The organism is Agromyces sp. NPDC058104 (assembly GCF_042884835.1).
Classification (GTDB): Bacteria; Actinomycetota; Actinomycetes; order Actinomycetales; family Microbacteriaceae; genus Agromyces.
Map to the genome: position 1 here is coordinate 290,784 of NZ_JBHVTD010000002.1, position 20,944 is coordinate 311,727.

Sequence of the window (20,944 nt, forward strand, 5' to 3'; positions counted from 1 at the left end):
CAGCACCGAAAGGAACAGGACAATGAAGTCATCACGCAGCATCGCGATCGCGGGTCTCACCGCGCTCGTGGTCGCCGGCTCGCTCGCCGCCTGCAGCGCCGACCCGGGCGGCGACGACGGCAAGCTCGAACTGCGCGTCGCCACCTTCCCGCCGGGCGCCGACCAGGCCGCCTACGACGCCTTCGCCGAGCAGGAGAAGCAGTTCGAGGACGCCAACCCCGACATCGACATCGTCGGCCTCGAGTACGAGTGGACGGCTCCGACCTTCGCCGCCCAGCTCGCCGGTGGCAGCCTGCCCGACGTCTTCACCGTGCCGTTCACCGACTCGAAGACCCTCCTCGAGAACGGGCAGCTCATGGACGTCACGAAGGAGATCGACGACCTCGGCTACTCCGACAAGTTCAATCCGATCATCCTCGAAGAGGTCACCGGCGCCGACGGCAAGCTCTACGGCTTCCCGCGCCAGGCGTACGCCAACGGCCTGCACTACAACCGTGCGCTCTTCGAGGAGGCCGGGCTCGACCCCGACAACCCGCCGACCACGTGGGACGAGGTGCGCGCGGCCGCGAAGACCATCTCCGAGAAGACCGGCAAGGCGGGCTACGCGACCATGGCCGCAGGCAACACCGGCGGCTGGCAGCTGTCGGTGCAGGCCGACTCCCGCGGGGCATCCCTCCAGGAGGCGAACGACGACGGCACCTACACCTCGACGATCGACAACGACGCGACGAAGGCGACGCTCCAGTACCTGCACGACCTCCGCTGGGAGGACGACTCGATGGGAGCGACCTTCGACCTCGACTGGGGCAGCATCAACCAGGAGTTCGCCGCCGGCAACGTCGGCATGTACACCTCGGGCTCCGACGTCTACACGGCCCTCGTGCGCGACTTCGGGATGAGCCCCGACGTCTACGGCCTCACCGTGATCCCGACGGAGGACGGCGGCGGCGTGCTCGGCGGCGGCGACATCGCCGTCATGCCGCCCACGCTCGACGACGAGACCAAGGCGGCCGCGGTCGAGTGGATCGACTGGTACTACATGCAGAAGCTCCTGGACGAGGACGCCGCCGTCGCCGATGCGAAGGCGCTCGCCGCCTCCGACCAGGCCGTCGGAACCCCGGTGCTGCCGGTGCTCGACAAGGACACCTGGGACCAGCAGCAGGAGTGGATCGCGCCCTACGTCAACGTGCCGCAGGACCAGATGACCGGCTTCTTCGAGGGCATCTTCGAGCAGACCCCCGTGGGCGAGTTCAAGGGGCAGACGCAGCCGATCTATGCCCTCATGGACAACCTCGTGCAGGCCGTGCTGACCGATGAGAACGCCGACATCGACGCGCTGCTGAAGCAGGTCGACGTCGACGCGCAGGCCCTGCTCGACCAGTGACGACCGTGATCGATCGGGATGCCGCGGCGGAGACCCCGCCGCGGCATCCCGCCGCCCCTCGAGCGGAGCTGCGGCCGCGCCGCCGCCGCACCCCGGCGACCTGGGTGCGCGGCGGCGGGCTGTGGAACCTCGCGTTCCTCGCGCCGATGCTCGTCGTGTTCGGAGTCTTCAGCTGGGGGCCGATCGCGCAGGCGGTCGTCATGAGCTTCCAGAAGACGAACCTGATCACGCCGCCCGTGTGGGTGGGCCTCGACAACTTCGCGCGCGTGCTCAGCGACCCGAACCTCGGAACCGCGGTGCTCAACACGCTCTACTTCGCCGGTCTCGCGCTCGTGTTCGGCTTCCCGCTGCCGATCCTCATGGCGGTGCTCATGAGCGAGGTCCGCCGAGGCAAGGGCCTCTACAGCGCGCTCGCCTACCTGCCGGTCGTCGTGCCGCCCGTCGTCGCGGTGCTGCTCTGGAAGGTCTTCTACAACGCGAGCCCCGACGGCGTCTTCAACACGATCCTCGGCTTCTTCGGCATCCCGCCGCAGCCGTGGCTGCAGTCGTCGGCGACCGCGATGCCCTCGCTGGTCATCGAGGCGACCTGGGCCGCCGCAGGCGGGTCGATCATCATCTACCTCGCGGCGCTCATCGCGGTGCCGCCCGAGCTCTACGATGCGGCCGAGGTCGACGGCGCCGGCATCTGGCGCAAGATCTGGCACGTCACGCTCCCGCAACTGCGGGGCATCCTCTTCATCATGCTGATCCTGCAGGTCATCGGCACCGCCCAGGTGTTCCTCGAGCCCTATCTCTTCACGGGCGGCGGGCCGAACAACTCGACCCTCACCGTGCTGCTGCTGATCTACCGCTACGCCTTCCAGAACAGCCTCGGCGGCGACTACGGCGAGGCGACGGCGCTGAGTCTCATGCTCGCGATCTTCCTGGGCCTCCTGAGCTGGCTCTACTTCAAGCTGACCGACCGTTGGAGCACGAATTGACCACCGCGCAGGGCACCGCCCCCGCCACGACGGCGGACTCGATCACCCTCCGTGCTCGGCTGTCGCGGATGACGCGACGCCGGCAGGAGGGCCGGGACGACCGGGGCGACCGCGGCATCGTCTCCGAGCACGAACGCAAGCGGGGCGGCGTCCGCGCGTCGATGGGCGCGATCCACGTGTTCCTCTTCGTCGGGCTCGTCGTCGCGGGGCTCGGTCCGCTGCTGTGGCTCGCCAAGGCGGCGGTCACCCCCACCCAGGACACGCTCACCCAGCCGTTCGCGCTCTGGCCGAACGGCCTCGACTGGGCGAACCTCGAGCAGGCGTGGAACGACATCCACATCGACCAGTACTTCCTGAACACGATCTGGGTCGCGGCCGGCTCGTGGTTCTTCCAGCTGCTGATCGCGACGACGGCCGGGTACGCACTGTCGATCCTGCGGCCGAAGTACGCACCGGTGCTGAACGCGCTCGTGCTCGCGACGCTGTTCATTCCCGCCGTCGTGCTGCTCGTGCCGCTCTACCTCACGATCCTGCACCCGCCGCTCATCGACACCTCGCTCCTCAACACCTACTGGGCGGTGTGGCTGCCCGCGGCCGCGAACGCGTTCAACATCCTGCTCGTGAAGCGGTTCTTCGACGGGCTGCCGCGCGAGGTGTTCGAGGCCGCCCGCACCGACGGCGCAGGGCCGTTCCGGGTGTTCTGGTCGATCGTGCTGCCGATGTCGAAGCCCATCCTCGGCGTCGTCTCGGTGTTCGCGGTGATCGCCGCCTGGAAGGACTTCCTCTGGCCGCTGCTCGTGCTGCCAGACCCCGCGGTGCAGCCGCTGTCGGTGCGGCTTCCTGCGGTCCAGTCGCAGACCGAGCTCGACGTCTTCCTCGCGGCGCTCGCGATCTCGACGCTCATCCCGGTCGCGCTCTTCCTGGTGTTCCAGCGCCTGTTCCTGCGCGGCGCCGGGCTCGGAGGAGCGGTCAAGGGCTGAGGATGCCGCGGCGCGGCGCCGTTCAGCCGACTCCCCGGTGGAGGGCGTCGGCCGCCGTCGGTAGGGTGGCGCCCATGGAGCACCCCCGCGTGGTCGACCCCGCGCACCCGCTCGTCGAGCGCGTGCGGGCGATCTGCCTCGAGCTGCCCGAGGCGGTCGAGGTCGAGGCATGGGGCCGGCCGACCTTCCGCGCGGCGAAGCCGATCTTCGTGCACGTCTCCGCGAGCATGGAGCGGCCCCTCTCGATCGTCGTGAAGACCGACCCCGACGAGCACCTCGCCCTCGTGCAGGACGACCGGTTCTTCGGGCCGCCGTACTACGACCGCGCCCGCTGGGTCGCGACCGACCTCGACGGGCCCGACGCCGACTGGGAGCTGCTCGCCGAACTCATCGAGACCTCGTACCGGCAGGTCGCCAACCGCCGCCAGCTCGCCGCGCTCGATGCCCAGCGACCCGAGCACGCGGGCGGGTGAGGCGCTCGATTGGCGCGAACGCGAACCGTGCGTTAGAGTTACGTGGTTGCCTGATCGCAGATGATGCGGCAGGCGACAAGCCATGCGCCCGTAGCTCAATGGATAGAGCATCTGACTACGGATCAGAAGGTTGGGGGTTCGAGTCCCTCCGGGCGCACGGAAGAAGGCGGTCCGCATCATGCGGGGCCGCCTTCGTCGTTTCCGGGTCGGTCGCGGCGGCCGTCGGCGAGGGCGGCGCCGCCTGTGAATGCACTGCGCATCATGGCAGCGATGCCATCCGCGAGATGACAGGGCGCAGAGGCCGTCGCTAGGCTCGGTCCCAGGCGTGATTCCCGTTGATCGAAGGTCGACGATGAGGGGTGTGTGCGCGGGGGTGGCCCCCGCCTCATTCGACCTGGGGCTCGCATCGCGGTTCCACGTGGTGCACCCGGTCGCAGCCGGCCGTGGGGGGCATGGTCGGCCCGTCATCGCGCCCGAGGCGCTCGCCGCGAGTCATCCGGGCCGCCTCGTCTCACTCGTGCGCCGCCTCTACGCGGCGCTCATCGCCGTCGCGATCTCGATCGTGCTCGCCGGCGTGCTGGCGCCCGCGGCCCTCGATCCCGCGAGCGCCCTCGACGTCGTCGGGCTCATCCCCGCGCTCGCCGGCGGGGCGGCGGTGTGCGCCGCGCTGCTCGCGGTCTCGGCCTCGCACGCCGGTCTCGCCTCGATCGCGCACCTTCGCCTGCCCGGCCTCGCACCGGGGCCGCGCGCGGCCGCCAACGGCCTCGCGTGGGCGGCGCTCGCCCTCCTCGCCGTGCACTTCACCGCGGCGGCATTCGAGCCGCTGCCCGGCGGGCATCGCGCGATCGGCTGCCTGCTCGGGGCCGGCTTCGGTTTTGGCACGTACCGACTGCACCGGCATGCGCTCGACCACGAGGCCTACCGCAGCTTCAACCTGGTCGCGATGCTGCTGGCGGCGGGCAGCCTCGCGAGCATGAGCCTCACGCCGACGGGCGACTGGTGGGCGCACAACTTCAGCACGCTCGGCACGTCGAACGACCTCGCCGCCGCCTGCTTCAACGTCGCCGTGGTCGTCTCGGGCGCGGGCATGGCAGGGCTGTCCGGCGCGCTCACGCGGGCGCTCGCGACGGGCGCGTTCGCCATCCGCCGAGGGGCGCGCACGACGATGCGGGTGTTCATCGGGCTCGTCGGGTTCGGGCTCATGGGCGTCGGCACGGTGCCGATCGACCGCGAGACCGATCTCCACAACGCCTTCGCCCTCGGCGCGGCGGTCGCGTTCATGCTCCTCTGCATCGGCGCGCCCTGGTACGCGAGGCGGATGCCCCGCCGCCTCCTCGTCTTCTCCTACGCCGCGCTGGCGCTCGAGCTCGTGGCGATGGCGGGGTACGACGCCCTCGGCTGGTTCAGCCTGACCGTCTTCGAGATCATCGCCTTCGCGCTCGTGTTCGCCTGGCTCATCGCGCTCGTCGCGACGACCTCCGCCCACCACCACCATTCGCGCCCTCGTTCGCTGTCGGCGCACGGCGGACCGGAATCCTCCGACGTGCTCGGCGTTATGTTCGGTAGAGAGTTGAGTCGAGACGGCTCAATGTCACCGATCAGGAGGAAAGATGGCCACCGCCTACGACCCGTTCCGCGACCTCGACCGAGTCGCGTCCGCGCTGTTCGAGCCCCGCCGCGGGCCGCGCCGCATGCCGATGGATCTCTACCGCGACGGCGACCACTACGTGCTCACCGCCGACCTTCCGGGCATCGACCCCGGTTCCGTCGACATCGACGTGGACGGCCAGTTGCTCACGATCCGGGCTGAGCGCACCCTCGCCGCCGGCGACGGCGTGAAGTGGATCACCCGCGAGCGCGAGGCCGCATCGTTCCTGCGTCAGCTGAACCTCGGCCAGGGCGTCGACACCGAGCGCATCTCGGCGAGCTACACGAACGGCGTGCTGAGCGTCACCATCCCCGTCAGCGAGAAGGCGAAGCCGCGCAAGATCGCGGTCGAGCACGGGGATGCCTCGGGCTCCGAGTCGCCCGTGACCGAGCGCGTCGAGCCGGTCGAGCAGTGACCGGCGACACCGGCACCGTCGAGATCACGCGACTCGACGAGCGCCATCGCTACCAGCTCGTCGTCGACGGCGAGCGCGCCGGATTCGCCCAGTACCGCCTCGAGCCCGGCCGGGTGGTGTTCACCCACACCGTCATCAAGCCCGAGTACGAGGGCCGGGGCCTCGGCAGCCGGTTGGCGAAGTTCGTGCTCGACGACGCCGTGGCGCGGGGCGAGCGCATCGTCCCCGAATGCCCGTTCATCGCCGCGTACCTCCGGAGGCACGACGACTACGAGGCATCCGTCGACTGGCCCTGACCTGGGCGACGACCGCGAACGGAACGGCCGGTGATCGGAGGATCACCGGCCGTTCCGCATGCCGGTGCGGAATCACCCCCTGTTGGGGGCGGTGCGCCGCGACCTGTGCGGGATTACCATTTCGAGCACAACCCGAGTCCGACCCGACCGGACCGGCCGGTCATGCCTCGACGGCCGAGCGATCGGAATGTCCCTATCGATCGCTCGGGTCAGGCTCGCCGAGCTCAGTTCGGGTCGCTCGGCGAGAGGGTCTCCCCAGGAGACCGCGATGGGGTGGGAGGTAGGGTTCCCACCCCATCGTCACGCGCTCGGCGACCCTGGCCGGTGCTTCAGGCGCGCTCGGCGAACCCGCGGATGAAGAGCGTCTGCGCGGCGATCATCCGCTCGATCTCACCGGGGTCGACCGACTCGTCGGAGGCGTGGATCCGCGACTGCGCGGTGTCCTCGGCGCCCCAGAGGATGATGGCCGAGCCGGGCGAGACCTTCTGGAGCGACGCCACGAGCGGGATCGACGCCCCGCTGCCGATGTTCTCGACCGCGGCGCCGTAGGCCTGCTCGAGCGCGGACTCCGCGGCGACGATCGCCGGGTTCGAGGCATCCACCGCGAAGGCGTGACCCACCTTCACCTTCTCGACCTCGACCTCGCAGTTCCACGGCCGCTGCGATCGCAGGTGCGACATCAGGGCCTCGAGCTGCGCGTCGCCGTCGGACCCCGGCACGATCCGCATCGACAGCTTCGCGGTGACCGAGGGCAGCAGCACGTTCGAGGCCTCGGCGGTGTTCGGCAGGTCCATGCCGAGCACCGTCACCGAGGACTTCGCCCAGATGCGGTCGGAGAGCGAGCCCGTGCCGAGGAACTCCACGCCGGGCAGGATCGCCGAGCCCTCGCGGTACACGTCCTCGTCCATGTCGGCGCCGCTCCACGACGAGCTGTCGACGCCGGGGATCACCGTGTCGCCGTGCTCGTCGTGGAGTGTGTCGAGGATGCGGATCATCGCCGTCATCGCGTCGGGTGCCGCACCGCCGAACATGCCCGAGTGCACGGGGTTGGCGAGCGTGCGCACGGTCACCGTGCAGGCGACGTCGCCGCGGAGCGCGGTCGTGAGACCGGGGCGCCCGACCCGCTGCGGGCCGATGTCGCCGATGACGTAGGCGTCGGCGGCGAAGAGCTCGGGGTTGGCCTCGACGAAGCCCTCGAGGTGCGAGATCGTCTCCTCCTCGCCCTCGACGAGGATCTTGATGCGGCACGGGCGATCGGGCCCGATGAGCTTCAGCGTGCCGTAGTGGATGACGAGGCCCGACTTGTCGTCGGCGGCGCCGCGGCCGTAGATGCGGCCGTCGTCCTTCGTGACGGGCTCGAAGGGGCTGCTCGACCAGCCCTGGCTGTCGGGCGCGGGCTGCACGTCGTAGTGGGCGTAGAGCAGGACGATCGGCGACCCTTCGGGGCCGGGGAGGTCGGCGTAGACGCACGGGTACCCGCCGGGCACGTCGAGGAGGCGGACCCCCTCGGCCCCGGCCGCCTCGAAGAGCTCGACCACGGCCTCGCCCATCTTGTGCACCGGTTCGGGGTCGAACCCCGGGAAGGCGATGGACGGGATGCGCACGAGGCCCTCGAGGCGTTCGATCACCTCGGGCATGAGTGCTGCGGCGGCGGACGAGACGTTTCCGGGGTCGTTCATGGGTTCCTCCTCGGACGGACGGTCGGACGGACGGACGGATGGACGGATGGTCGAACGGTCGCCGCGGGATCAGGCGGGCACGACGAGCTGGATCAGCAGGCCGGCCCCCACGACGGCGACCCACGAGACGAGCATCGGGATCGTGAAGGAGTGCCAGACGGGCACCTGGGTCAGCTTCGTCGAGCCGGTCAGGTCGGTCTCGACCGCCGCGATCTGCGAGCCGTTGGCCGGGAACAGCCAGACGCCGATGAGCGACGGCCACATCGCCGTGATGACGCCCGGGGCGAGTCCGGCCGCGAGCGCGATCGGGATCATCGTGTTCGTCGTCGCCGACTGGCTGGTGGTGAGACCGCAGACGACGAAGAGGGCGACGGCCAGCAGCAGCGGGTTGGCCTCGATCATCGCGCCGAGCGGCTCGATGATGGTCTCCTCGTTCGCGGAGATGAAGGTGTCGGCCATCCAGGCGATACCGAAGAGCGCCACCGCCGCGACGAAGCCGGCCTTGAGCAGCGGCTGCTCCACCACCGCCGACGGCTTCACCTTGCGCACGAGGATGATGACGAGCGCGACCGTGAACATGATCATCTCGATCACGGTCGACATGCCGATCGGCACGAGTTCGCCCTCCTCGTCGGGGAAGGCCGGCCGGAGGCCCGGGAACAGCCCGAGGAGCACGATGAGGAGCGTGCCGGTGACGAAGATCCACGCGGAGACGGCGCCGCCGGGCGGTACCGGGTGCTCGATGCGCACCGGCTTCACGTCGGCCGAGGCATCCGAACCGCCGGTCTTCACCGCCGTGGCGGTGCCGCCGGCGCTGCCGCCGCCGACCTTGGCCTCGTAGCGCGCCTTGAGCGCCAGGGGAACCTCGACGGTGCCCGCCTTGACCCGCTTGAGGAACTCGGGGTCGTCGAGGAGGTCCTTGCCGACGCGCTGCTGCACGATGGATGTGACGATGCAGGCGACGATCGCCGCGGGGATGGTGATCAGCAGGATCTGCGGGAGCCCGTAGCCCGTGCCGTCCATCAGCACGAGGTAGGCGGCCATCGCCGCCGAGACCGGGCTGGCCGTGATGCCGAGCCCCGAGGTCACGGTCGAGGAGGCCAGTGCGCGCTCGGGTCGCTGCCCGTTGCGGTAGGCGGTCTCGTAGATCACCGGGATGAGGGCGAAGAAGATGTTCGAGGTGCCCGAGAGCACCGTGAACACGAAGGCGACGATCGGTGCGACGTAGGTGAGCCGCTTGGGATTGCGCTGGATGATCTTCGAGGCGATCGACACCAGGTAGTCGATGCCGCCCGCCGCCTGCATCGCCGACGACGCCGTGATCACCGCGATGATGATGAAGAAGGCGTCGACCGGGATCGACCCGGGCGGGAGCTGGAAGACGAACACCAGGATCACGGTGCCGACGACGCCCCAGAGGCCGAGGCCGAGGCCGCCGGTCCGGACGCCGAGCACGATCGCCCCGATGACGACGGCGGCCTGCAGAATCACGAGCAAGATGTCCATGGAATCCCCCCACAGGATTGGACTGGAACTCACCTCTGGAGCTGCACGTCGCTCGCTCCTGAGCCGACAGTACTGCGGCGCGAGCGGATTCGTCCAGTGTCCGCGCCGCCGCCCCGCGGGGGCTCGGACCGGGCTCGGATCAGGGCTCCGTCGGGCTCAGTCTCGCGCGGACTCGGGACGCGCTCGGACGCTGAGATCGGCGAGGGTGTGCAGCTCCTCCTCCGACAGGGAGGCGCCGAAACGCCGGTGGATGGCGTCCATATGCTGGATGGCGACGCGGCGGAACAGGGCGAACCCGACGTCGGTGATGCCGACGATCGTGCCGCGGCCGTCGTCGGGGTCGGGCTCCTTCACGACGAGGCCGCGCGCGGTGAGCCGGTCGATGAGCCGGCTGATGCTCGGCTGCGTGATCAGCGAGTTGCGGTTGAGCTCCTTCAGCCGGAGCCGGCGGCCGGGCGCGCGCGAGATGTTGAACAGCACGTCGTACTCGTTCAGCGACATGAGCTCGGTGGGGAACTCCGCCGCGAGCTCTCGCATGGTCATCACCTGGGTGCGGAAGAGCGCCTCCCATGCAGCGACCGTGAGTGCGCGTTCGGCCATCGGGGCTCCCTTCGTCATCGACTCATCCAACATTAGGGAATCGGCGGAGGAAACGGTTGAGGGCCGGTCGTAGAGGCTGACGACCGGCCCTCTCCCTTGCACCAAGAGTGTCCTGCAATCACATTCCGCGCCGTCCGCCACAGCAAACGTTCGGCGCACTTCCGAATATATAACGGATCGGTAACAGGCGCTAGTTATCGTTTCGTGATTTTCCGGATGGCGGACGGATGGCGCCCGTCGGGGATCAGTACAGGTCGGGCGAGGGCGTCGAGGCCTGGCGGATCGAGACGTCGGCGTGGCGGTCGAAGCGGTAGCCGACGCCGCGCACGGTGCGCACGATGTCCTGGTAGTGCGCGAGCTTCGAGCGCAGGCGACGCACGTGCACGTCGATCGTGCGCTCGCTCGGCGCCTCGTCGTCGGCGTCCCACAGGCTCTCGATGAGCTCGTGGCGGTCGATCGTGCGGCCCTCGCGCAGCACGAGGTACTGGAGCAGCTCGAACTCCTTGTAGGTGAGGCCGGCGGCCTCGCCGTCGAGCAGCACCCGCTTGCGCGAGATGTCGATGATGACGCCGTTGGGGTGGCGGTCGGCGTCGTTGCGGGCGCCCTGGCCGTCGCGCTGCTTCGCGAGGGCCGACGGGTCCTGCAGGGCGAGGCGCACGACGTCGACGTCGCGGCCGCCGGCGCCCTCGGGCGCCAGTGCGACGGCGGCGTAGGTCTCGGACGAGGGCGAGACCTCGGCCGTGAGCGCGCGGAGCGCCTCGACGATGCGGTGGAGCGTGGTGCCGTCCTCGGCGGCCTTCGCTTCGTCGATGCCGACGTAGAGCACGAAGCCGCGCGCCTCGGTGCCCTCGGGCACGGCGCGGACACGAGGTGCGGCGGGAGCGGCCGGCGCCGCGGCGGGGGCGAGGCCGGCGGCGGCCGCGTTCGAGAGCGAACGGAGCGGAGCGGCCGAGGGGGCGGCCGACAGCGACGGTGCGGTGCGGGCCTGGACGGGACGGACGGAAGCGGTGCGGACGGGAGCGAGAGCGAGAGACATGACGTGAGTCCTTGTGTCGGAGGGTGCTGCAAGAGACCCCGGTCTGCGGGGTCGGAACGAACGGCCGAGCGGCCTGGCGAACCCCCGGGATCCGGTGGGTTCAGTGGAGTCCGTGCCGATCGGGATGCTGATCGGCTGCGTGACTCGGCGGAGGGGTCGCGGTCAGCGGCACATTCGACAACACATGGGTGCACGCGACGACATCATCATGTCGTTCGTCCTGAGAGCGCCGAGGGCGGTCAGGGTGCGTGCGTTGTCAGTCATGGGTGCGAGTAAATCCGACGGTCGAGCATGTGTCAATTCATGTCCCTCGGATGACGGGGTGTGACGTCGCAGTGGGTGCGCGTCAGCGCGAGGCATCCGGAAGAATCAGACGGCCGGATGCCTCGCGTGAAAGATTCTGCGATCAGACACGAATCTCGAAAATCTTCCGCAGTCGAACTGCGCCTCGGCGTGTCGAGAGGCGAAGATTCTGCGAAGCGGATGCCTCGGGGCGCGCTTATACCGTGCCGTAGAGGCGGTCGCCCGCGTCGCCGAGCCCGGGCACGATGAAGCCGTGCTCGTTGAGGCGCTCGTCGACGGCGCCGAGCACGATGGTGACCTCGCGGCCGTGCATCGCCTTCTCGACGGCCTCGAGGCCCTCGGGCGTGGCGAGGATGCAGATCGCGGTCACGTCGTCGGCGCCGCGCTGGAAGAGGTACTCCATCGCCGCGGCGAGCGAGCCGCCCGTCGCGAGCATCGGGTCGAGCACGAAGCACTGGCGGCCCGACAGGTCGTCGGGCAGACGCTCGGCGTAGGTCGTCGGCTCGAGGGTCTCTTCGTTGCGCGCCATGCCCAGGAACCCGACCTCGGCCGTCGGCACGAGCTTGACCATGCCCTCGAGCATGCCGAGGCCCGCGCGCAGGATCGGCACCACGAGCGGCTTCGGCTCGGCGATGCGCACGCCGGTCGTCGGCGCGACGGGCGTCTGGATGTCGACGGGCTCGACGCGGACGTTGCGCGTGCCCTCGTAGGCGAGGAGGGTCATCAGCTCTTCGACGAGCGAGCGGAAGACGGGCGACGGGGTGTTCACGTCGCGGAGCACCGTCAGTTTGTGGGTGATGAGCGGGTGATCGGCAACGTGGACTCGCATAGGCTCGATTCTAGTTTGCAGGGGTCGTGATCTGTCAGGGGTCGGCGAGGGGAGCACGGCATGGATGCTGCGGGGCCGGCGACCCATCGCGAGTGGATGCGGCTCGCCCTCGGCGAGGCCGCACTGGCCCCCGCCACCCGCGACGTGCCGGTCGGCGCGGTCGTGCTCGACGCCGACGGCCGGGTCGTCGCCACGAGCCGCAACGAGCGCGAGCTGACCGGCGACCCCACCGCGCACGCCGAGGTGCTCGCGCTGCGCCGTGCCGCCGAGGCCACCGGCGACTGGCGCCTCGAAGGCTGCACGCTCGTCGTCACGCTCGAGCCGTGCGTCATGTGCGCCGGTGCGATCCTCGCCGCGCGGGTGCCGACCGTGGTCTTCGGCGCGTGGGACGAGAAGGCGGGCGCGGCCGGTTCGCTCTACGACGTGCTGCGCGACCGGCGGCTCAACCACCGCGTCGAGGTCTACGCGGGCGTCGAGGCCGAGGCGTCCGCGCGCCTGCTGCTCGACTTCTTCGAGGATCCGCTGCGCCGGCCCTCGTCGTAGTCGTCGAGGTCGCGCAGCCGGCGGACCGGGCTGAACCACAGGATGACGGGGCCGAGGAGCAGCAGGAACGCCGAGCCGAGCAGCACGGTCGCGCTGCCGAGCTGCGCCGCGAGGAGCCCTGCGGCGAGGGCGCCGACCGGGATCATGCTCCAGGAGACGAAGCGCACGGTCGCCATGACGCGCGAGAGCAGCTCGGGCGGGCTCGCGACCTGGCGGTAGGTGCGCGTCACGACGCTGCCGGGCACGACGGCGGCGCCGAAGACGAGGGTGCCGATCGCGAAGCAGAGCCATCCGGCCGGTCCCGCGCCGAGCGGGATCAGCGCGGCCCCGGCGAAGGCGACGAGGCCGTCGACGAGCAGCACGCGCGCCGAGCCGAACCGGCGCACGAGCCAGGGCGTGGCCGCCGCGGCGAGCAGTGAGCCCACGCCGTCGGCGGCGAGCAGCACCCCGACCATGGCGGGCGGCGCATCGAGGTCGCGCACGAGGTAGACGGCGAACAGGCCCGCCTGGACCCCGCAGACGAGGTTGATGACGCAGGCCCACCACGTCGCCGGCGCCATCACCGGGTGGCGGACGACGAAACGCCAGCCCTCGGCGATCATGGCGCCCATGCCGACCCGCGGCGCACCTGCGGGCGGGGCGGGCTCGCGCCGCTCGGGCAGCCGCCTGAGCAGCATCGCCGAGGCGAGGTAGGAGACGACGTCGACGAGCAGGGCGGGCACGGCACCCACCGCCTGCACGAGCAGGCCCGCCGCCGAGGGGCCGCCCAGCTGGGTCGCGGCCTGCGTGCCCGAGACGAGGCTGTTGCGGCTCGTCAGCTCGTGTCTCGGCACGACGGAGGGCAGGAAGGTCGTGTTGGCGGTGAAGTAGAAGACCTCGGCCACGTTGACGGCGAGGGCGGTGAGCACGAGGTGGCCGAGCGAGAGCGACCCGAGCAGCCAGGCGATCGGCACGGTGAGGATCGCCGCCGCTCGAGCGAGGTCGGCGACCACCTGCGTCGTGCGCAACGGCAAGCGGTGCACGATGGCGCCCGCGGGCAGGCCCAGCACGACCCACGCCAGGTACGACGAGGCGGCGAGCAGCCCCGTCTCGACGGGGCCGGCGTCGAGCACGGTCACCGCCGCGAGGGGCAGCGCGACGGCGGTGACGGCGGTGCCGATGCCGCTCGTCGTGCTCGCGGTCCAGTAGATCCAGAACGGCCGTGCACTCGTGGCCATGCCCGCCTCCTCGTTCGTGACGAGCGCGCGGGAACAGATGGATGCGCGTCGTCGTTGGTAAGTTCCAAAATGGAACTTACACGATGCGCCGGATGGACACATCGTCCGGCCGGCGGGAGGATGGAACCCATGCGCCGCGAGGACCTCACCGACAGCTCGTGCGGCATCGCGCAGTCGCTCGGCATCGTGGGCGACTGGCAGAGCCTGCTCATCGTGCGCGAAGCCGCCGCCGGTGTGACCCGCTTCGAGGGGTTCGCCCGCGAACTCGGCGTCTCGCGCCGCGCGCTGACCGAGCGGCTCGGGGCGCTCGTCGAGCACGGCGTGCTCGAGCGGGTGCCGTACTCCGAGCGGCCGCCGCGGCACGACTACCGGCTCACGGCGAGCGGCGAGGGGCTGCTGCCGGTGCTGCTCGCGCTCCAGGAGTGGGGCACGCGGTTCGTCATGGGCGACGGCACACTGAGCGGGGCGCTCGGCGCAGGAGATCTCGCGCGGGCTCGCGCCCTGGCGGGCACGCGCGTGCCCGACGTCGAGCTCGCCGCGCACGACGGGTCGGCCGTGCGCCTCGTCGACCCCGACCGCTGGACGGCCCTGTTCTTCTTCCCCGGCGCGTACGCACCTGGCACCCACGGCTACCCGCCGCGCTGGGGCGAGGTGCCGGGCACGGCCGGCTGCACGCTCGAGTGCGTCAGCTACGGGCGGCGCAGCGGCGAGCTCGCGGCGGCCGGTGCGCGCGTGCTCGGGGTGAGCACGCAGCATCCCGAGCAGCTCGCGGCCTTCGCCGCGCACGCCGAGCTGCCGTACCTGCTCGCGTCCGACCAGGACGGCCTCGCCGCCTCCGCGCTGCGGCTGCCGGTGTTCCGCGCCGGCGGGGCCGACCGGCTGAAGCGCGTCACCCTGCTCGTCGATCCCACGGGCACGGTGCGACACGTGCAGGCGCCGGTCGTCGATCCCGCGCAGTCGGTCGACGACGTGCTCGGGCTGGTGCGCGAACTGGCCGGCGCCACCGCCGAGTAGCCTGCCGTACCATCGCCGTCTTGATCGCGGATTCAGGAAACAGCGAGATGCGCAGGACGATTTCGCGAGAAACGTCCTGCGCAGCTCACTTCCTCCTGAAATCGTGCGGTCGCCCCGGGAGGCGGCGGGGTCAGTCGCGCGCCGCGATCCCGTCGAGGTACTCGCCGAGCAGCAGCGCCGATGCCGCCTGCGCCCGCGGCCCGTGCACGGCCCGCTCGGCGCGCAGCTGCTCGCGGCTGAGCCCGTACTCGGGCAGTTCGTCGCCCCACGCCGCGAGCCAGTCCTCGTGGATCTCGTCGTCGACCTCGGGGTGGAACTGCACCGCCAGCAGCCAGTCGCCCTTCGCGAACGCCTGGTTCTCGTACTGCGCCGAGGAGGCGAGGCGGGTGAGGCCCGCGTCGTCGGGCAGCTCGAAGCTGTCGCCGTGCCACTGCACCGCGGGCACCCCGGCGAAGTGGCGCACCGGCGACGCCGCGCCCGCCTCGGTCGGCTCGACGTTCAGCCAGCCGACCTCCTTGCGCTCGCCCTTGTAGGCGCGCCCGCCGAGCGACTCGGCGAGCAGCTGCGCCCCGAGGCACACGCCGAAGATCGGCGCCTCGGCGGCGATGCGCTCGCGCAGCAGCGCGATCTCGTCGGCGAGGTAGGGGTACCGGTCGGTCTCGTAGGCCGCCTCGTCGCCGCCCAACACGATGACGAGGTCGGCGTCGAGCGGGTCGAGCGCCGAGACATCCGTCGTGGGGGCGTCGACCGTGACGATCTCGTAGCCGCGACCCTCGAGCGTCTCGCCGAGGTTGCCGAGGCCGATCGCCGAGTCGTGACGCAGCACGAGCGCGACGCGGCGCCCGCGGGCGCCGTCGGCAGCGCTCACTCGAGGCCCTTGATGACGATCGCGTCGGTCGGGGGAGCGGGCAGGTTCGGCTCGACGTAGACGTCGGGCTCGATGTAGATGACCCGCGCCGCGGGTACCGCCTGGCGGATCCGCTGCTCGATGACGTTCGTCGCGGCGGCGACCTCGAGCAGCCGCTGGTCGGCGGCGAAGCCGAGCTTCGCGGCGACGAGCAGCTCGTCGGGCCCGAGGTAGAGGGTCTTCATGTGGATGATGCGCTCGATCTCGGGGCCCGCGGTGATGGCCTGCTCGATCTTCGCGACGTCCTCGTCGTTCGCGCCCTCGCCGACGAGGAGCGACTTCGTCTCGATGCCGAGGACGATCGCGACGAGCACGAGCAGCGTGCCGATCATGAGCGTGCCGATCGCGTCGAACAGCGGGTTGCCGGTGATGACCGTGAGGCCGACGGCGATGAAGGCGAAGACGAGGCCGACCAGGGCCGCGATGTCCTCGAGGAGGACGACGGGCAGCTCGGGCGCCTTCGCCCGGCGCACGAACTGCACCCAGCTCTGACGCCCGCGCACGTGGTTCGACTCCTTCACCGCGGTGCGCAGCGAGAACGACTCGAGCACGATCGCGATCGTCAGCACCAGCATCGGCAGCCAGGCGTTCTCGAGCTCGTGCGGGTGCGTCAGCTTCTCGACGCCCTCGTAGATCGAGAAGATGCCGCCGACCGAGAACAGGATGATCGAGACGACGAAGGCGTAGACGTAGCGCTCGCGGCCGTAGCCGAAGGGGTGCTCCTTGTCGGCGGCCTTGCGCGCCTGGCGCCCGCCGAGGATGAGCAGCAGCTGGTTGCCGGCGTCGGCCACCGAGTGCACGGCCTCGGCGAGCATCGAGGCCGAGCCCGAGAAGAACCACGCGATGAACTTCGTCAGGGCGATGCCCGTGTTCGCGAGGAAGGCCGCGATGATTGCTTTGGTGCCGCCGGATGCGCTCATGGCGACAATCCTAGGATGGTCGCCATGACCCCCGAAGCATCCGAGTCAGCCACCGTGACCCTTCCTCCCATCGCCTTCCTCGGGGCCGGCTCGATGGCCGGCGCCGTGATCTCGGGGCTCCTCCAGCCGGGCGTCGTCGTCGACGGCGGCATCCGCACCACCAACCGCACCGCCGAGAAGGCGGCCGCCTTCGCGGGCGTGTTCGGCGTCACCGCCTACGCCACCGAGACGGATGCCTCGGCGAACCGCCGCGCCGTCGAGGGCGCGAAGCTCGTCGTCGTCGCCGTGAAGCCCGCGATGGTGCCCGACCTCCTCCGCGAGATCGCCGACGCGCTCGAGCCGGGCACGGTCGTCGTCTCGGTCGCCGCGGGCGTCACCGTCGCGACCTTCGAATCGCTGCTGCCCGCGGAGGTCTCGGTGATCCGCTCGATGCCGAACACGCCCGCGGTGGTCGGTCGTGCCGTCACCGGCGTCTCCGCCGGAACCCGCTCGAGCGACGACGACCTCGCGCTCGCCGTGGCGATGTTCGAAACCGTGGGCGACGTGCTCGTCGTGCCCGAGGCGCAGCTCGACGCACTCTCGACCATCTCGGGCTCGGGCCCGGCCTACGTCTTCTACCTGATCGAGCAGCTCACCGCGACGGCGGTCGAGAAGGGCTTCACCCCCGAGCAGGCGGCGCTCATGGTGCAGGGCACCTTCCGCGGCGCCAGCGAGCTGCTCGCCGCCTCGGGCGAGGAGCCCGCCGAGCTGCGTCGCCGGGTGACGAGCCCGAAGGGCACCACCGAGCGGGCCGTCGCCGTGCTCGAGCAGGCCGAGCTCAAGCAGACCTTCGATCGCGCCACCGACGCGGCGCTCGCCCGCGCCCGCGAGATGGCGGCCGGGGCATGAACGGGGGCTCCGCGACCGCGCCCCTCGCCCGTGCCGCCGGCCTGCGCCTCGACGGCGAGCCCCGGTTCGCGTGGCGCGGCGTCATGCTCGACGTCGCCCGGCGGTTCCGGCCGATCGCCGAGCTCGAGCGCTTCGTCGAACTGCTCGCCGCGCACGGCCTCAACGTGCTGCAGCTGCACCTCACCGACGACCAGGGCTGGCGCTTCGAGGTGCGCGCCTACCCGCGGCTCACCGAGGTCGGCGGGCGGCGCTCGCAGTCGCAGCTCGGCCACGGGCCGCGCTCGACGCTCGACGGCGTGCCGCACGCGGGCTCCTACACCCAGCACGAGCTGCGCGGGCTCGTGCGGTTCGCGGCCGAGCGGGGCATCCGCATCGTGCCCGAGATCGACGTGCCGGGGCATGCGCAGGCGATCCTCGCCGCGTACCCCGAGTTCGGCGTCGGCGGGGCCGACGCGGTGCGGGCGCGGGTCGCCGAGCCGTGGACCCGCTACGGCATCAGCGACGAGGTGCTGAGCGTCGAGGAGGCGACCCTCGAGTTCGTGGGCACCGTCTTCGACGAGCTGTGCGAGGTGTTCGACGCCGAGTTCATCGGCATCGGCGGAGACGAGGCCCGCAAGCGGCTCTGGCGGGAGGATCCGCGCACGCAGGAGCTCATGGCCGAGCGAGGCCTCGCCTCGGAGGACGAGCTGCAGTCGTGGTTCCTCCAGCAGATCGCCGACCGGCTGCGCGCCCGGGGGCGTCGCGTCGTCGGCTGGGACGAGATGCTCGAGGGCCGCGACCCCGCGCCCGATGCCGTGGTGGCCTCATGGCGCGGGCCGGTCGGCGCCGAGCTCGGCGCGCGGCTCGGCCACGAGGTGGTGCTCTGCCCCGACCTCTGGACCTACCTCGACTACCGGCAATCGGATGCCGCGGAGGAGCCGATCCCCGTCGGCACCGTGCTCTCCATCGAGGACGTCGCGACCTTCGACCCCGTGCCGTCGGACGCACCCGAGTGGTACGCCGAGCGCATCGCGGGGGTGCAGGCGAACGTCTGGACCGAGCACCTCGACACGCGCGAGCGGCTCGACTACGCCGTGTTCCCGCGGCTCGGGGCGTTCGCCGAGGTCGCCTGGAACGGCGGTCCGCTCGACTGGGCCTCGTTCGAAGAGCGCCTGCCCGCCTACCTCGGCTGGCTCGACGAGCAGGCGGTCGACTACCGGCCCATGGCCGGCCCCCGCCCCGACCAGCAGCGGCCGGGCGTGCCCGGCGTGCCCCGGGACCGGGCCGACCGGCTCGCCGAGCTCGCACGCCTCACGGCGAACCTCTGAGCCGGCGGGCTCGTAGCGGCGCCGATGCGGCGCCGACACGCCACCGGCCGACGGGGGTTGCGGCCGTGCGACGTCGGAGTCGTCGGACGCGGCGCGCGACACGCCGGCCTTCCGTCTCCGGCGGCGGCGTGTCGGTGCTCGTGTCCGGCGACTCGTCACGCGGTGGGCGACCCGGGCCTGTGTTCCGGTTCGAGCAGCAGCAGCAGCAGCAGCCCGCCCGCTCAGCTGCGGGCGGCGGCGAGCCGGCGGCGTGCGGGCCCCGCGGCGAGCCAGGCGATGCCGGCGACGACGCCGACGACCGCGACCGTGACGGCACCGACGCCGACCGCGTCGGCGACGGCGTCGGCCTCGAGCCGCTCGCCCTGCCGAAGCTCGTACGCGAGCGCGAAACCGACTGCGAACAACCACGTCGCGACGATCAGGATTGCGGGGATCACTGGGATCTTTCGCATGTCCACCTCCTTTCGCATGACCTGCCAGCATAGCCGACTGGGGAGGAAATTTCCTGAACAGGTGGCATTTCTCGCGCGAAGTGACTTCCGCGGGGAAGCGGGCTATGGTCTTCGGAAGCCCGCCAGCTGATGAAGGGAAGCGAGCTCGAATGTCGAAGAAGTCCCCGCGCGGAAACGGCGCGAAGAAGACCGCCCAGCTCTCGCTCAAGGAGAAGCGCGCGCAGAAGCGCGAGAAGCTCGACGAGGGGTTGATCAAGCCGCGGAAGCGGTGATCGATGCCGCGTCGATCGGCTGGTCCGATCGACGCGGCGCCGGTCGCGTGCCACGCTGTGAATGCGCCATGGAGCGGGTCGTTCAGCGAGGGCGGGGCGGAGCCTCCACCTATATTGGATGATATCCAATTCATAGGAGGTGACACGTGTCGGGATTCGTGATCTCTCGGCGCGGGGTGCTCACCGCAGCGGGCTTCGGCCTGCTCGGCATCGGTGCGGCCGGCTGCACCCCCACGACGCACCCCGACGCGTCGGCGTCGGGCCGCACGGCAGGGGAGGGCGCCATGGGCCGCAGGCTCGGAGCCGAATGGGAGTCGCATGCGCTCACCGTCATGTCGTGGCCGACCGCCGCGATCTGGGGCGAGGATCTGCCGTACGTGCGCGACGACATCGCGACCATCGCCGCGACGATCGCCGGGTACGAACCGGTCGTGCTGCTCGCTTCGCCCGGCGATGAGGAGGATGCCGCGTACGAGGCCGGCGACGACGTCGAGGTCGTGACCGTGCCGGTCGACGATCTGTGGGCCCGTGACACCGTGCCGGTCTTCGTCGAGGGCCCCGACGGCCTCGAGGGCGTCGACCTCAACTTCAACGGCTGGGGCGGAAAGCAGCTGCACGACGACGACTCGGGGGTCGCGGCGGCGTTCCTCCGCGAGTTCGGGATCCCCCGCGTCGTCGCCTCGCTCGTCGCGGAGGGCGGCTCGCTCGAGACCGACGGGCTCGGCACCCTGCTCGTCACCGAGAGCTCGATCGTCAACGGCAATCGCAATCCCGGCCGCTCGCGCGACGAGCTCGAGGCCGAGCTGATGCAGCTGCTCGGCATGCGCAAGGTGATCTGGTTCGACGGCGTCGTCGGCGAGGACATCACCGACGCGCACATCGACTCCCTCGTGCGCTTCGTCGCACCGGGCGTCGTGCTGCTCGACGTGCCGGGGCCGGGCGCGCCCGACGACGTGTGGGCGCGTTCGAGCGCCCAGGCGCGCTCGGTGCTCGACGGCGCGACGGATGCCACGGAGCGCGCGATCGAGGTCATCGAGCTGCCGCAGCCCGACTTCGCGAAGATCCGGGGCGAGGGCGACGACTTCCTCGCCTCGTACGTGAACTTCTACATCGCCAACGGCGCCGTCTTCCTGCCCGAGTTCGGCGACCGCAGCGCAGACCGCCGCGCGCGGGACATCCTGCAGGAGCAGTTCCCCGACCGTGACATCGTGCCGATCGCGATCGACACCGTCGCCTCGGGCGGCGGCGGCATCCATTGCGCGACGCACGACCTCCCGGGAGAACCCGAGGAGTGA

21 protein-coding genes, 1 tRNA gene and 1 pseudogene are annotated in these 20,944 nt (G+C 71.0%); 14 read left to right on the top strand and 9 right to left on the bottom strand.

What is annotated here, in order from left to right; translation table 11 throughout:
* Positions 1-22: 22 nt before the first annotated feature.
* The 8 genes and pseudogenes from ACFVTH_RS09310 to ACFVTH_RS09345 all read left to right on the top strand — a co-directional run bounded on the left by ACFVTH_RS09310 (position 23) and on the right by ACFVTH_RS09345 (position 6,176).
* The gene (locus tag ACFVTH_RS09310) at positions 23-1,384 is read left to right on the top strand and encodes an ABC transporter substrate-binding protein (RefSeq protein WP_387089594.1); all 1,362 of its coding nucleotides are present in this window, start codon (positions 23-25) and stop codon (positions 1,382-1,384) included.
* A 104-nt stretch (positions 1,385-1,488) separates the two neighbouring features.
* Complete coding sequence (locus ACFVTH_RS09315; RefSeq protein ID WP_387091828.1) at positions 1,489-2,364, top strand: carbohydrate ABC transporter permease; 876 nt, start codon at positions 1,489-1,491, stop codon at positions 2,362-2,364.
* A 68-nt stretch (positions 2,365-2,432) separates the two neighbouring features.
* On the top strand, positions 2,433-3,344 hold the full coding sequence (locus ACFVTH_RS09320; protein ID WP_387091830.1) for a carbohydrate ABC transporter permease: 912 nt from the start codon (positions 2,433-2,435) through the stop codon (positions 3,342-3,344).
* A 74-nt stretch (positions 3,345-3,418) separates the two neighbouring features.
* Positions 3,419-3,817: an MmcQ/YjbR family DNA-binding protein gene (locus ACFVTH_RS09325; RefSeq protein WP_386938916.1), complete on the top strand. Its 399-nt coding sequence runs from the start codon at positions 3,419-3,421 to the stop codon at positions 3,815-3,817.
* 84 nt (positions 3,818-3,901) lie between these two features.
* Positions 3,902-3,974, top strand: a tRNA-Arg gene (locus ACFVTH_RS09330).
* A gap of 786 nt (positions 3,975-4,760) precedes the next feature.
* Positions 4,761-5,276: pseudogene (locus ACFVTH_RS09335) on the top strand (DUF998 domain-containing protein); the annotation flags it as partial.
* 151 nt (positions 5,277-5,427) lie between these two features.
* Positions 5,428-5,880, top strand: a complete 453-nt coding sequence (locus ACFVTH_RS09340) for an Hsp20/alpha crystallin family protein (RefSeq protein ID WP_387089597.1) — start codon at positions 5,428-5,430, stop codon at positions 5,878-5,880.
* Positions 5,877-6,176, top strand: coding sequence for a GNAT family N-acetyltransferase (locus tag ACFVTH_RS09345; protein WP_387089600.1), 300 nt, complete (start codon positions 5,877-5,879; stop codon positions 6,174-6,176). The genes ACFVTH_RS09340 and ACFVTH_RS09345 overlap by 4 nt, the downstream gene beginning before the upstream one ends.
* A 329-nt stretch (positions 6,177-6,505) precedes the next feature.
* Here the strand turns inward: ACFVTH_RS09345 and ACFVTH_RS09350 are convergent, their stop codons facing one another.
* The 5 genes from ACFVTH_RS09350 to upp all read right to left on the bottom strand — a co-directional run bounded on the left by ACFVTH_RS09350 (position 6,506) and on the right by upp (position 12,129).
* Positions 6,506-7,855 carry a M20/M25/M40 family metallo-hydrolase gene (locus ACFVTH_RS09350; RefSeq protein ID WP_387089603.1) on the bottom strand — a complete coding sequence of 450 codons (1,350 nt, stop codon included), beginning with the start codon at positions 7,853-7,855 and terminating at the stop codon, positions 6,506-6,508.
* A gap of 69 nt (positions 7,856-7,924) precedes the next feature.
* A complete protein-coding gene (locus ACFVTH_RS09355; RefSeq protein WP_387089606.1) occupies positions 7,925-9,361 on the bottom strand; it encodes an SLC13 family permease in 1,437 nt (478 codons plus the stop codon).
* Positions 9,362-9,517: 156 nt separating this feature from the next.
* Positions 9,518-9,979 (bottom strand): MarR family winged helix-turn-helix transcriptional regulator, encoded by a 462-nt coding sequence (locus tag ACFVTH_RS09360; RefSeq protein ID WP_387089609.1) that lies wholly within the window; start codon positions 9,977-9,979, stop codon positions 9,518-9,520.
* Positions 9,980-10,205: 226 nt separating this feature from the next.
* Entirely contained in the window at positions 10,206-10,997 is a 792-nt protein-coding gene (locus ACFVTH_RS09365; RefSeq protein ID WP_387089612.1) for a winged helix-turn-helix domain-containing protein, read from the bottom strand.
* Between the two features lie 499 nt (positions 10,998-11,496).
* Entirely contained in the window at positions 11,497-12,129 is a 633-nt protein-coding gene (gene upp, locus ACFVTH_RS09370) for a uracil phosphoribosyltransferase (protein WP_387089615.1), read from the bottom strand.
* 60 nt (positions 12,130-12,189) lie between these two features.
* On the opposite strand from upp, the gene tadA reads away from it, so the two are divergent.
* Positions 12,190-12,672, top strand: a complete 483-nt coding sequence (gene tadA, locus ACFVTH_RS09375; protein WP_387089618.1) for a tRNA adenosine(34) deaminase TadA — start codon at positions 12,190-12,192, stop codon at positions 12,670-12,672.
* Here the strand turns inward: tadA and ACFVTH_RS09380 are convergent.
* Complete coding sequence (locus ACFVTH_RS09380; RefSeq protein WP_387089621.1) at positions 12,591-13,889, bottom strand: MFS transporter; 1,299 nt, start codon at positions 13,887-13,889, stop codon at positions 12,591-12,593. The genes tadA and ACFVTH_RS09380 overlap by 82 nt on opposite strands.
* Positions 13,890-14,018: 129 nt before the next feature.
* On the opposite strand from ACFVTH_RS09380, the gene ACFVTH_RS09385 reads away from it, so the two are divergent.
* A complete protein-coding gene (locus tag ACFVTH_RS09385) occupies positions 14,019-14,903 on the top strand; it encodes a winged helix-turn-helix transcriptional regulator (RefSeq protein WP_387089624.1) in 885 nt (294 codons plus the stop codon).
* A gap of 130 nt (positions 14,904-15,033) precedes the next feature.
* Here the strand turns inward: ACFVTH_RS09385 and ACFVTH_RS09390 are convergent, their stop codons facing one another.
* The gene (locus tag ACFVTH_RS09390; protein ID WP_387089628.1) at positions 15,034-15,771 is read right to left on the bottom strand and encodes a gamma-glutamyl-gamma-aminobutyrate hydrolase family protein; all 738 of its coding nucleotides are present in this window, start codon (positions 15,769-15,771) and stop codon (positions 15,034-15,036) included.
* Positions 15,768-16,730: a cation diffusion facilitator family transporter gene (locus ACFVTH_RS09395; protein ID WP_387089631.1), complete on the bottom strand. Its 963-nt coding sequence runs from the start codon at positions 16,728-16,730 to the stop codon at positions 15,768-15,770. The genes ACFVTH_RS09390 and ACFVTH_RS09395 overlap by 4 nt, the downstream gene beginning before the upstream one ends.
* 24 nt (positions 16,731-16,754) lie before the next feature.
* Between ACFVTH_RS09395 and proC the strand changes: the two genes are divergently transcribed.
* On the top strand, positions 16,755-17,618 hold the full coding sequence (gene proC, locus ACFVTH_RS09400) for a pyrroline-5-carboxylate reductase (protein ID WP_387089634.1): 864 nt from the start codon (positions 16,755-16,757) through the stop codon (positions 17,616-17,618).
* A complete protein-coding gene (locus tag ACFVTH_RS09405) occupies positions 17,615-18,925 on the top strand; it encodes a beta-N-acetylhexosaminidase (protein WP_387089636.1) in 1,311 nt (436 codons plus the stop codon). Before proC ends, ACFVTH_RS09405 begins: the two co-directional genes overlap by 4 nt.
* Positions 18,926-19,146: 221 nt before the next feature.
* Here ACFVTH_RS09405 and ACFVTH_RS09410 read toward each other — a convergent pair whose 3' ends face one another.
* A complete protein-coding gene (locus ACFVTH_RS09410) occupies positions 19,147-19,377 on the bottom strand; it encodes a hypothetical protein (RefSeq protein ID WP_387089639.1) in 231 nt (76 codons plus the stop codon).
* Positions 19,378-19,526: 149 nt separating this feature from the next.
* Here ACFVTH_RS09410 and ACFVTH_RS09415 point away from each other — a divergent pair, with 149 nt between their 5' ends.
* Positions 19,527-19,649 carry a hypothetical protein gene (locus tag ACFVTH_RS09415; protein WP_376942031.1) on the top strand — a complete coding sequence of 41 codons (123 nt, stop codon included), beginning with the start codon at positions 19,527-19,529 and terminating at the stop codon, positions 19,647-19,649.
* A 146-nt stretch (positions 19,650-19,795) separates the two neighbouring features.
* A complete protein-coding gene (locus ACFVTH_RS09420) occupies positions 19,796-20,944 on the top strand; it encodes an agmatine deiminase family protein (protein ID WP_387089642.1) in 1,149 nt (382 codons plus the stop codon).

What these genes read in the sequence shown, in the direction of transcription:
- ACFVTH_RS09310 (WP_387089594.1), top strand. Translation starts at nt 23, where the DNA reads ATGAAGTCATCACGCAGCATCGCGATCGCGGGTCTCACCGCGCTCGTG.
- ACFVTH_RS09320 (WP_387091830.1), top strand. Translation starts at nt 2,433, where the DNA reads ATGACGCGACGCCGGCAGGAGGGCCGGGACGACCGGGGCGACCGCGGC.
- ACFVTH_RS09325 (WP_386938916.1), top strand. Translation starts at nt 3,419, where the DNA reads ATGGAGCACCCCCGCGTGGTCGACCCCGCGCACCCGCTCGTCGAGCGC.
- ACFVTH_RS09340 (WP_387089597.1), top strand. Translation starts at nt 5,428, where the DNA reads ATGGCCACCGCCTACGACCCGTTCCGCGACCTCGACCGAGTCGCGTCC.
- ACFVTH_RS09350 (WP_387089603.1), bottom strand. Translation starts at nt 7,855, where the DNA reads ATGAACGACCCCGGAAACGTCTCGTCCGCCGCCGCAGCACTCATGCCC.
- ACFVTH_RS09355 (WP_387089606.1), bottom strand. Translation starts at nt 9,361, where the DNA reads ATGGACATCTTGCTCGTGATTCTGCAGGCCGCCGTCGTCATCGGGGCG.
- ACFVTH_RS09360 (WP_387089609.1), bottom strand. Translation starts at nt 9,979, where the DNA reads ATGACGAAGGGAGCCCCGATGGCCGAACGCGCACTCACGGTCGCTGCA.
- ACFVTH_RS09365 (WP_387089612.1), bottom strand. Translation starts at nt 10,997, where the DNA reads ATGTCTCTCGCTCTCGCTCCCGTCCGCACCGCTTCCGTCCGTCCCGTC.
- upp (WP_387089615.1), bottom strand. Translation starts at nt 12,129, where the DNA reads ATGCGAGTCCACGTTGCCGATCACCCGCTCATCACCCACAAACTGACG.
- tadA (WP_387089618.1), top strand. Translation starts at nt 12,190, where the DNA reads ATGGATGCTGCGGGGCCGGCGACCCATCGCGAGTGGATGCGGCTCGCC.
- ACFVTH_RS09380 (WP_387089621.1), bottom strand. Translation starts at nt 13,889, where the DNA reads ATGGCCACGAGTGCACGGCCGTTCTGGATCTACTGGACCGCGAGCACG.
- ACFVTH_RS09385 (WP_387089624.1), top strand. Translation starts at nt 14,019, where the DNA reads ATGCGCCGCGAGGACCTCACCGACAGCTCGTGCGGCATCGCGCAGTCG.
- ACFVTH_RS09395 (WP_387089631.1), bottom strand. Translation starts at nt 16,730, where the DNA reads ATGAGCGCATCCGGCGGCACCAAAGCAATCATCGCGGCCTTCCTCGCG.
- proC (WP_387089634.1), top strand. Translation starts at nt 16,755, where the DNA reads ATGACCCCCGAAGCATCCGAGTCAGCCACCGTGACCCTTCCTCCCATC.
- ACFVTH_RS09405 (WP_387089636.1), top strand. Translation starts at nt 17,615, where the DNA reads ATGAACGGGGGCTCCGCGACCGCGCCCCTCGCCCGTGCCGCCGGCCTG.
- ACFVTH_RS09410 (WP_387089639.1), bottom strand. Translation starts at nt 19,377, where the DNA reads ATGCGAAAGATCCCAGTGATCCCCGCAATCCTGATCGTCGCGACGTGG.
- ACFVTH_RS09415 (WP_376942031.1), top strand. Translation starts at nt 19,527, where the DNA reads ATGTCGAAGAAGTCCCCGCGCGGAAACGGCGCGAAGAAGACCGCCCAG.